Source organism: Mesorhizobium sp. WSM4850 (genome assembly GCF_055811735.1).
Genome location: NZ_JBVVPV010000086.1, coordinates 1 through 10,438, shown reverse-complemented (window position 1 = coordinate 10,438; position 10,438 = coordinate 1). Strand labels below are relative to the sequence as shown.

General features: G+C 62.7%; 9 protein-coding genes. 5 read left to right on the top strand and 4 right to left on the bottom strand.

All coding sequences use genetic code 11. From position 1 onward, the window contains the following. Positions 1-135: 135 nt before the first annotated feature. The 3 genes from AC0L2Z_RS34150 to AC0L2Z_RS34140 all read right to left on the bottom strand — a co-directional run bounded on the left by AC0L2Z_RS34150 (position 136) and on the right by AC0L2Z_RS34140 (position 4,003). On the bottom strand, positions 136-1,053 hold the full coding sequence (locus AC0L2Z_RS34150) for a carbohydrate ABC transporter permease (protein ID WP_027155318.1): 918 nt from the start codon (positions 1,051-1,053) through the stop codon (positions 136-138). Between the two features lie 11 nt (positions 1,054-1,064). Then, entirely contained in the window at positions 1,065-2,186 is a 1,122-nt protein-coding gene (locus tag AC0L2Z_RS34145) for a carbohydrate ABC transporter permease (protein ID WP_128170029.1), read from the bottom strand. Between the two features lie 152 nt (positions 2,187-2,338). Continuing rightward, positions 2,339-4,003 (bottom strand): ABC transporter substrate-binding protein, encoded by a 1,665-nt coding sequence (locus AC0L2Z_RS34140; RefSeq protein WP_287247536.1) that lies wholly within the window; start codon positions 4,001-4,003, stop codon positions 2,339-2,341. A 293-nt stretch (positions 4,004-4,296) separates the two neighbouring features. Here AC0L2Z_RS34140 and AC0L2Z_RS34135 point away from each other — a divergent pair, with 293 nt between their 5' ends. From AC0L2Z_RS34135 to rbsK, 3 genes are all read left to right on the top strand, one after another. Next, the gene (locus AC0L2Z_RS34135; protein ID WP_292427359.1) at positions 4,297-5,355 is read left to right on the top strand and encodes an ABC transporter ATP-binding protein; all 1,059 of its coding nucleotides are present in this window, start codon (positions 4,297-4,299) and stop codon (positions 5,353-5,355) included. Between the two features lie 95 nt (positions 5,356-5,450). Further along, positions 5,451-5,903 carry an RbsD/FucU family protein gene (locus AC0L2Z_RS34130; RefSeq protein ID WP_473630484.1) on the top strand — a complete coding sequence of 151 codons (453 nt, stop codon included), beginning with the start codon at positions 5,451-5,453 and terminating at the stop codon, positions 5,901-5,903. 4 nt (positions 5,904-5,907) lie between these two features. After that, positions 5,908-6,870, top strand: a complete 963-nt coding sequence (rbsK, locus tag AC0L2Z_RS34125) for a ribokinase (RefSeq protein ID WP_473630483.1) — start codon at positions 5,908-5,910, stop codon at positions 6,868-6,870. Positions 6,871-7,424: 554 nt separating this feature from the next. Here the strand turns inward: rbsK and AC0L2Z_RS34120 are convergent. Beyond that, the gene (locus AC0L2Z_RS34120) at positions 7,425-8,210 is read right to left on the bottom strand and encodes an ion transporter (protein ID WP_287247533.1); all 786 of its coding nucleotides are present in this window, start codon (positions 8,208-8,210) and stop codon (positions 7,425-7,427) included. A 287-nt stretch (positions 8,211-8,497) separates the two neighbouring features. Here AC0L2Z_RS34120 and AC0L2Z_RS34115 point away from each other — a divergent pair, with 287 nt between their 5' ends. Together AC0L2Z_RS34115 and AC0L2Z_RS34110 are read left to right on the top strand one after the other, a co-directional pair. After that, positions 8,498-8,977 carry an EF-hand domain-containing protein gene (locus tag AC0L2Z_RS34115; protein ID WP_287237451.1) on the top strand — a complete coding sequence of 160 codons (480 nt, stop codon included), beginning with the start codon at positions 8,498-8,500 and terminating at the stop codon, positions 8,975-8,977. Positions 8,978-9,032: 55 nt separating this feature from the next. Beyond that, positions 9,033-10,139, top strand: coding sequence for a flavodoxin family protein (locus AC0L2Z_RS34110; RefSeq protein ID WP_473630482.1), 1,107 nt, complete (start codon positions 9,033-9,035; stop codon positions 10,137-10,139). Positions 10,140-10,438: the final 299 nt, after the last annotated feature.

The following is a 10,438-nucleotide window of genomic DNA, read 5'->3' as shown; positions in this document are numbered from 1 at the left end:
GCAGGAATGAGCGGGGCGCTGAAACAGCGAATCTCCCCCCTTGTGGGGGAGATGTCCGGCAGGACAGAGGGGGGCGCTGTCCCGCCGGCGTTCAAAAGCATCCACAGTTGCAACGCTCGAAGGAGTGGCGAGGGCCTACTTCACCGCGCCTGCGGTCATGCCCATGATCAGGTAGCGCTCCAGCGCGATGCCGATGACGGCGAGCGGTGTTATCGCGGCGGTGGCGAGTGCGGCCATCGACCACCAGTTGATGCCCTGCGAGCCGGTCTGGCTCGCCACCATCACGGGAATGGTTTTTGCGTCGGTCGAGGTCAGCAGTGCGGCGAAGAAATACTCGTTCCAGCACAGCACCATCGCCAGGATGAACGCCGCGACCATGCCCGGCAGCGCGATCGGCATGACGATGCGGAAGAAGGCGCCCCAGATCGACAGGCCGTCGACGAGGGCTGCTTCCTCCAGTTCGACTGGGATCGAGTTGAACTGGTCGCGCATGATCCAGATAACGATCGGCAGCACCATCAGCGTGTAGAGCAGGATCAGCCCGATGCGCGTGTCGAGCATGCCGACTTCCCGGTACAGCACGAGAAAGGGCAGGGCGAGCACCACCGGCGGCAGGATCAGCTGCGACAGGAAGAAGAAGGAGATGTCCTCGTTCTTGAACCAGGCGAAGTGATAGCGGAAGCGGGTGAGGCCGTAGGCGGCGAGGCTGCCAATGACGATGGCGAGGCTCGATGCGCCGACCGAGGTGATGACCGAATTCATGAAGCGCTTGATGAACTCGTCGCGCACCGTCGAGGTCCGGAAGATCGCATCCGGCGACAGGCCGAGCGAGCGCCAGCCCTTCCAGTCCGGCTGGAAGTCGACGAACGGGATGAGATGGCCCTGGGTGACGTCGACCGCGGTCTTGAACGAGGTGGTTATCGTCCAGTAGATCGGGAACAGGCAGATGAAGGCCCAGAACACCAGCGCGCCATAGATGAAGACGCGGTTGGCGAAAAAGCTCGCCGGCGAGCGAATTTCGGAAGCGGCATAGTCGGTGGTCTGGACGCTCATCTGGCCGCCTGTCAATTGACGTTGCGCACGAAGCGGTTGGCGAATTTCAACAGCCACGTCACGAACACGATGATGATGATGAGGTAGGCCATCGCCAGCATGGTGCCGTAGCCGACATTCGAGCGGTCGCGATACTCGCGGTAGATGAAGCTCGACACCGAATCGGTCGCGCCGCCCGGGCCGCCCGAGGTGACGGTGATAATGATGTCGGCAAGCTTCAACTTGAAGATGATGCGCAGGATGATCGCCGTCACCGATACCGGCAGCATCAGCGGAAAGGTGACCTGCCAGAAGGTCTGCCAGGCATTGGCGCCGTCTACCCTGGCCGCCTCGAGCACCTCGCGCGACATCGCCTGAAGCCCGGCGAGCAGCATGATCATCATGAACGGGATGAACGTCCAGGCGTCCAGCACCATGATCGAGATGCGGGCGGTGATCGGGTTTGAGAAGAAGGCGGGGTTTTCCCAGCCGAGCTGGCGCGCCAGCGCCGCGGCCGGCCCGAAGCGGTATTCCATCAGCGACTTGCCGATCATCCACGACACCGCGACCGGCGACAGCATCAACGGCATCAGGAAGACGACACGGAAGAATTTACGCGCGCGGATCTGTGCGTTGAGCAGCAAAGCGAGGCCGAAAGCGATGACGTATTCGACCAGCACCGCCAGCACATAGAGCACCATGTTGAACAGCGCGTTGCGGTAATAGGGATCCGCCAGCATCTGCCAGAAATTGTCGAGCCCGTTGAACTTGCGGCCGGAGAAGGAACTGAGGTTCCAGTCGGTCAGCGCAATGTAGAAGCCGAACAGCGTCGGGAAGATCACCATGGCGATGGTGAACAGCAGCGCCGGCAGCAGGAACAGCGCGCGCTGGCCGTCTTCGCCGCGTGTCAGCACCTGGCCGACGCCGAGTGCCACACCCCACAGCACATAGGCATAGACGACCGGCCGCCAGGTCTCGAAGCCGATAGTGTTGACCTCTGACTTGTAAAGGATTTGGACTGCGATCACGGCCAGCAGGCCGAGCGTCGCAGCGGCCATCAACGCCCGGCCGAGCCGCTTGCGGCCCGGCGATATCAGATCGGATGGAGCGGCGTTTGCCGGCCACGCACTGGTGGGCAAGGTCTGGTCAGCCACGCGTCCCGTCCGTTCACTGAAGGCTGCTATGACCGGCAGGCCGGTCAAGCTGTTATGACCGGCTGGCCGGTCAGGGTGCTATGACCGGCTGGCCGGTCAAGCTGTGGTCCGGCGGCTTTGCGTCGCCGGGCCGCGGTTGCTAAAATCTCAACCTACATGCCGAGCGAGGCCTTGTAGAGCTTGATCTGGTTTTCGCGGCCGATCTGGTCGGTCAGCTTCTCCCAGGCGGCTGCAATGGCGTCGGCGCCTTCCTGTGCCGTCATCTTGCCGGCAAATGTATTGGCCAGGATGTCCTCGGCGGCGCTGTAATATTGGAAGATGCCGGGGATACGCGGCTCGATCGCGGCGTTCGGATGGTTGTAACTGTCGGCCTCCGACTTCAGATATGAGGTGATGAAGGCCTCGTCGTAACCGGCCGCCACCCATTCCGGAACGTCGAAATGCGAATTGCGGTAAGGCTGGAAGCCGGACGGATACGCCGCGCACCAGAGCGACAGGTCCTTGCCGCCGAGATGGGCCGCGGCCGACCATGCCGCCTTCTTCTTCTTTTCGTCGCTGTCGACACGAGCCATGACGTAGACGCCCCAGCCGAGATAGGCGCAGTTCGGCGCATGGTTCGGGCCGCTGGCCAGTTTGTCCCACTGGCCGGTCTTGGAATTGTAGACGTCGTCCGAGCCCGGCAGGATCGAGAAGCCGGTGACGTCGCCGACGACAGAACTGTCGTTGGTCTTGACGTTGGAGCCGACGTCGCCCCACCAGGTGACCATCGAACCGGTGCCGGCCAGGAACTGCTGGAAGGCGGTGGTGTTCGGGTCGGCGTTGATCTGGTCGGCAGGCTGCGAGGGCAGCGCGTCGATCACGTCCTGGATGGCCCGCACCCAGGCTGGATTGTTGATGCGCGGCTTCATCGTATCGGCATCGAACAGCCAGGCCTTGTCGTCGGGATGCTTGGCGTAGGCGCTGGCGCGGCTGCCGAGGAAATAGAAGCCGAAGCCGCCCCACGCCTTGGGCGCGTCGAGATAGCCAAAAACGTCCTGGCCCTGGAACTGCTTGCCCTTGAGGAATTTTGTCACCGCCTGCACCTGCTGCCAGGTCTTCGGCACGCCCCATTCACCGCCACCGCCGCCGTCCTTCCACGCCTTGGCGAGGTCGGCATCGGCAAACACGTCGGTGCGGTAGTTGAAGTTGTGCGCGTCGCCGTCGACGGTCACCCGGTACTGCTTGCCGTCCCAGGTGCCGACCGGTGGCTGCAGATAGGCCACGACGTCCTTCATGTCGATCTGGTCCTTGACCCAGTCCGGCATTTCGGAGGTCAGGCCCTTGCCGCAGACGTCGCCTTCGAACGGCGCGCCCATCTCGATGATGTCGAAATCGACGGTGCCGGTGGCGATCGACTGCTGCAGGCGGGCATTGTAGTCCGCCTGCGCCAGGTCGATCCAGTTGATCTTGGCGCCGGTATAGGTCTCCCAAGGCTTCAGGAAGCCGCGAAACAGCACATTGTGCAGGTTCTGGTTGTTGAGCCCCATGAAGGTGAGCTGGACGCCGGCGAATTCGCCTTCCTTGACGCTGGCCTTGGTCGCCTCCAGGCAAAGCTCGCCGACCTGCTGGAAGTCGGCATCGGTCGGCTGGCCCTTGCCGACACCGGGGATCTGCAGGATCTGCGCGCGCAATTCGCTTGCGGCGGAAGCCGGGCGCGTCAGCGCGCCAAGCCCGGCGCCGGATGCCGCTGCGATCGCGGCCATACTGGCCGCGCCCTTGAGGACATCGCGGCGAGTGGCACCCGCCCGCATGAATTGGTTGTAAAGGCTGACTTTCATTTCGTTCCTCCCAGAATCTCTATGGTGATTGTTCGGGTGTTTGGAGCGCTGGAAATGTTCCCCAACAACAGCGGCTCCCAGAAATAGCGGCCCAAGTTTTCCTCCGCAACGCTTCGACTTCCGTGGTCCGACCAGCGTGCCAGCGCGCCCGGAACAGGGTCAAAACCCGAGCCCTTTCACTATTCTCACAACCAGGTGCCGTGTCAAACGCGAACAGAGTTTTTTATCTATAAAAGACTGACTTGCCCTCGCTGTTTGCGTTGTTTAGCTTCACCGCAACGAAAGGGGGGCCAATGGCTCAAGTCGCGATCAGCAATGTGGCCAAGGCGTTCGGAACCGTCAAGGTCCTGCACGGTGTCAGCGTCGACATCGCCGACGGGCAGTTCGTGGTGCTGGTCGGTCCTTCGGGGTGCGGCAAGTCCACGCTGCTCAGGATGGTGGCGGGGCTGGAGACCGTTTCCGGCGGCACGATCGCCATCGGCGACCGTGTCGTCAACCATCTGCCGCCGGCCAAGCGCGACATCGCCATGGTGTTCCAGAACTACGCGCTCTATCCGCACAAGACGGTCGAGCAGAACATGGCCTTTGCGCTGAAATTGCGGAAGACCGATCCGGCCGATGTCGCCGAGCGGGTCAAGCGCGCCGCCGATATCCTCGACCTCAATCCCTATCTCAAGCGCTACCCGCGCCAGCTCTCGGGCGGCCAGCGCCAGCGCGTCGCCATGGGCCGCGCCATCGTGCGCAACCCGCAGGTGTTCTTGTTCGACGAGCCGCTGTCCAACCTCGACGCCAAGCTTCGCGTCCAGATGCGCACCGAGATCAAGGAACTGCACCAGCGGCTGAAGACCACCACCATCTATGTCACGCACGACCAGATCGAGGCGATGACCATGGCCGACAAGATCGTCGTGATGCGCGACGGCCGCATCGAGCAGGTCGGCGCGCCGCTGGAACTGTTCGACCGGCCGGCCAATCTGTTCGTCGCCGGCTTCATCGGCTCGCCGTCGATGAACCTGCTCAAGGGCGTGGTGCGCAAGGGCGACAAACCCATCGTCGAGATCGCTGGGACGCCGTTCCCGATGGCTCAAAACAGCAAGGTGGAGGACGGTCGCAATGTCGTCTACGGGGTCCGGCCCGAGCATCTCGAAATCCACCCCGACGGCGTGCCGGCAAAGATTTCCGTGGTCGAGCCGACTGGTTCCGAAACGCTGGTTTTCCTGCGATTCGGCGAGGGCGAGATGGTGGCGCTGTTCCGCGAGCGCCACGACTTCAAGCCGGGCGACACGCTGCATCTGAAACCGCGGCTCGACCAGGTCCATCTCTTCGATGCAGAGACCGGCAACCGTCTTTAAACACTTTGAATTGCGCATGATCTTGTCCGAAAACCGACAATGCTTCGGGATCATGCGCCAGGCTTCGCATCAAAAAGCCCGTTCGGGAGGGAACTATGCTCAAAGGGATCAATCCGCTGCTCAATGCCGACGTGCTGCAGGCGCTGCGGGCGATGGGCCATGGCGACGATCTGATCATCGCCGACACCAACTTCCCCTCCGATTCGGTGGCGCGCCAGACCGTGCTCGGCCGGCTGCTGCGCATCGATGCGCCGGCCGCTGACGTGGTCAAGGCGGTGCTGTCGCTCTATCCGCTGGACAATTTCGTCGACGATGCCGCCGCCCGCATGGAGATCGTCGGCAAGCCGGACGAGATTCCCGCCGTGCAGCAAGAAGTGCAAAGCGAGATCGATGCGGCTGAGGGCAAGGCCTGGCCGATGATTTCGGTCGAGCGCTACGCCTTCTACGAACGTGCCAAAAACGCCTATTGCGTCATCCAGACCGGCGAGCGCCGCTTCTATGGCTGTTTTGCCTTCCGCAAGGGCGTCGTTCCTCCCGACGCGGAGTAGCGAGATGCCAGGCAAGCCTGTGGTCATCAAGCCTGTCGTCATATTGGGCGTCTTCGTCGCCGACACCGCCTACCGCGCCGCCCGCCAGCCGCGCATGGGCGAGACGATCCTTGGAACATCCTTCACCCTCGGCCCGGGCGGCAAGGGCTCCAACCAGGCGGTCGCGGCCGGCCGTCTCGGCGCCGACATCACTTTTTTGACGCGCCTTGGCGTCGATCCCTTTGCCGACATGGCCAGGCAAACCTGGACACAGGCCGGGGTGAAGAGCGCCGTCATCGACACGCCGGAGAGTTATACGGGTGCGGCCTATATCTTCGTCGAGGAGACGAGCGGCAACAACGCCATCATCGTCAGCCCGGGTGCGGCCATGCTGATTTCGCCCGACGACATCGAGGCTAACGCCGGCCTGATCCGCTCGGCCGGCGTCTTCGTCACCCAGCTCGAGCAGCCGATCGAGGCGGCGATGCGGGCGCTGGAGATCGCGCGCGGGGCAGGGGTGACGACCATCCTCAACCCGGCGCCCGCGGCAAGCCTGCCCGAGCGCATCTACACGCTCTGCGACTATGTCACGCCCAACGAGACCGAGGCCGAGGAACTGACCGGCATCAAGGTGTCCTCCATCGACGACGCCCGCCGCGCCGCCGATCGTTTGCTTGGAAAGGGCGCCGGCGCCGTCATCGTTACGCTCGGCGAACAGGGCGCGCTGCTGCACACGGCCAGCCGCTCCGACCATGTCGGCGCGATCAAAGCCGGTCCCGTGGTCGAGACCACCGGCGCCGGCGACGCCTTCAATGGCGGCCTGGCCGCAGCACTTGCGAGAGGCGTGGACCCGCTGCAAGCAGTCCGCTTCGCCTGCGCCGTCGCCGGCATCTCGGTCACCCGGCCGGGCACGGCGCCGTCGATGCCGACGCTGCAAGAGGTCGAGGCGCTGCTCGCCAAGGCCGAAGCTGCCGATCTCCCCCCTTGAGGGCGGAGATGTCGCCGAAGGCGACAGAGGGGGTAGCCTCGCGTGGAGCTCCGGCGTTCTCGCCCGCGAGGGGCCGTGCCCGGTCGAACCGACCCCCTCTGCCCTGCGGGGCATCTCCCCCACGAGGGGGGAGATCGGCCGTCACCGCCGCCTTCGCGAACCGCCACCGTTGCAGAAGCGAGCGGTGCGCCAAAGCTGCCAATCTCCCCCCTTGAGGGGGAGATGTCCGGCAGGACAGAGGGGGGCGCCTAGCTCCGCCATCAAAGGTTCTGCACCGTTGTGACATCAGTCCGTTCCGACCACGGTGACATATTAGCCACAGTTAATATCAATCGCCAAACCCATCTTGCGTCTTTGGCATAGGTGTCCCGTAATGGATCACTGGGTCTGGCGCCGCAATTGCACGGTCAGCAATGCCGGGGGGCAATTTTGACCTGACAATCGGGGGGTGATTGGGGGACACCCGCCGCTTCGCAAATGGAGCGGCGGGCTCTTTCACCGCACCACACCGTCACAAGCCGCCGACGGACCGGAATGTTTCTCGCGGCGGCGCTCTAGCCGCGAACGCCGGTCAATTCGCGGACCTCCGCCCGCAGCGCCTGCAACTCCGCCAGGATCATGGCCTGGTCGCTGTGCAGCGTCGCCCTGTCGGCCGATTCCACGGCTTCATGCTCGGCCTCCATCGCCGAAACGATCACGCCGATGAATAGATTGAGCACGGTGAATGAGGTCGCGATGATGAATGGGATGAAGAACAGCCAGGCCGCCGGATAGACCTCCATGACCGGGCGCACCACACCGTCCGACCAGCCCTCGAGGGTCATGACCTGGAAAAGCGTGAACAGCGATTCTGGTATGCCGCCGAACAGTTCGGGAAAGGACGAGCCGTAGAGCTTCGTCGCCATCACCGCAAAGACGTAGAACACCAGCCCGAGCAGCAGCATGATCGAGCCCATGCCGGGCAAGGCGGTGATGAAGCCGGTGACGACACGGCGCAGCGACGGAACGATGCTGATCAGGCGCAGCACCCGCAGGATGCGCAGCGCCCGCAGCACCGAGAGAGAGCCGGTCGTGGGGATGAGCGCAAAACCGACGACGAAGAGGTCGAAGATGCGCCATGGATCGCGGAAGAAACGCGTCCTGTAGACGACCAGCCGGATCGCGAGTTCGAGCACGAAGACGCTGAGGATGGCGCGGTCGATAGCCGTCAGAAGCGGGCCAAAGGCAGCAATCGCGTCGGGCGAGGTTTCGAGGCCGAGCGTGACGGCGTTGATCAGGATCAGGACCATGATCGCGAGGTCGAAGCGGCGCGATTCGATGAGCGATTTCAGGGCATCCAAGGCTTCTTCTCCGTTAGAGCATCGGACCCGAAAATGGGAACCGGGTTCGGGAAAATCCAATGCTCAAACCCATATGGCCGGCTTGTGGCGCACCGGATACAAAAAGTCGAAACAGCCGAAGAATGCTGCGGCTAAGCTGCTGATCTCCCCCTCAAGGGGGGAGATTGGCCGTTATCGCCGTTTTCACCAATCACCAGCGTTGCAACGCGCTAGGAACCATGCGGGGAGCAGCGGGTTTGGCTTAGATGCCGACACGTTCGGTCCACCCATTCTCCAAGGAGAACACGATGACATCAGCAAGCAAGACCACAGCAATTGCCGCGGCGTTGGCTATGCTGGCTTCGCCGGCGCTACCCCAGACGAGCTCGCCTGCGCCCGCCGCACCTGCACAAGGTTCACAGCCGTCGCCAGGCGGGCCAACCGAAGACTCCATGCGCCAAACGATGCGCGAGATGATGACTGAGATGCTGGAGGAGAGAATGCAGCATCGCCGCCCGCGAGCAGAGCAGCGAGGTGACGACCGTTGGCATCGCGATTTCCGAAGGCATGACCGGCGCCATATGGGAGGCGGGATGATGCATGGCGCACGGATGCGAATGATGTTCGCCATAGTCGACGCCAACGGCGATGGGGCGCTGTCTCAAACCGAGGTTCAGGATTTTGTCGAGCGGATATTCAGCGCCGTCGACGAGGACGCCGATGACAGCATCGACAGGGAGGAAATTCGATCCTTCTTCCACGGAGGCGCTGACGGAACGGGTGAATAAATCACTGCAAGATCTTGCGCGTTCCTGGACAAGAATTCGGGAAAGGAATTCGGAAATGGCTGGTCTCGTTGCCAAATTTGTCGGGAAAACCCCGGCGCCTCGCAAGGGCATGGCTAGTCCCAGACTGAGTGAGAAAGCCTTCAAGGCGAGGTACAAGCAGCAATTCGTCGATCCAGCGTTCGAACCGTTCGCCCAGTCGATTGAGCAAATCGCTTCGATCGCCTGGCAGGCTTACGCGGATTCCCGCAAGAGCCCGATCACGAGGAAAGCCGGTCTTGGGTTCAGCGACCCCGACTACGATCTGTCCGTCGATTGGATTGCGGCGCACGAGGCGGTGCTAAAGGCGCAGCGTCGGTACGAGGACCTAACGGCGCCGCCGCGTCTGTTGATCATCAACGGGTCGTCGCGCAGCGAGCACACCTGTCCCGGCGAGATGTCGAAGAGTTTCCGGCTCGCCGAAATCGCCCGTGAGACCATCGACAAGGAAACGAAACTTGCAGTCGAAATTCTCGATCTGTCGCGGCTTGCTTCCGAATACGGGAGGAACATCCATCCGTGCAAGGCGTGCTTTTCGACGGCCGCTCCGCTCTGCCATTGGCCCTGTTCCTGCTATCCCAACCATTCGCTTGGGCAAGTTCAGGACTGGATGAACGAAATCTACCCGATGTGGGTCGCCGCCCATGGCATCATGATCATCTCGCCGGTGAATTGGTATCAGGTTTCCTCGCCTGTCAAACTGATGATGGACAGGCTTGTCTGCGCTGACGGTGGCAATCCAGACCCCTCGCTGACACAGGGCAAGGATGCGGCAAAGGCAAAGGAGGTAGAACTGGCCGGCTGGGACTATCCGCGTCATCTGGCAGGCAGGCTGTTTTCTGTGATTGTGCACGGCGATGTCGAAGGTGCGGAGAATGTGCGGCATTCCCTCGCTGACTGGCTGCGCTTCATGAAGTTGTCGCCGGCCGGCCCCAGCGCCGAGCTCGACCGCTACATCGGTTACTGGAAGCCGTACGCCACAAGCCATGAGGAACTCGATGCCGACGAGACAATCCAGGAAGAGGTCCGCAACGCCGCCCGCTCGCTCGCCGAAGCCGTCGTCGAACGTCGGTCGGGCCGTTTCCGTCAGATCGGCATCGGCCTGGAAGACCCGCGGCAAAAATAGGCGACCCGATCACCGAAGCACGGGGGCCGGAATTCTGCACGGAAACCGCGCCCGAGCTTGGTCGCGAACGTGCCAAGCATCAGCTCGGAGCGTTGAGCGAGCACCGCGCCGAGCTGGATCTGCAGATCGGCCTGCTCAACGAGCATGAGACCACGCGACTGATCGAAACCGCCCTGACGGAGCGTTTGAAGGTACCAACGCCGGCAGATGATGAAACCGCCTCAGCTAGGGTCAGGACCTATTAATCAGGTTGAATTGATGGTGAGCGGCTGATTCATTGTTGGCGGAGGTGCCACGAT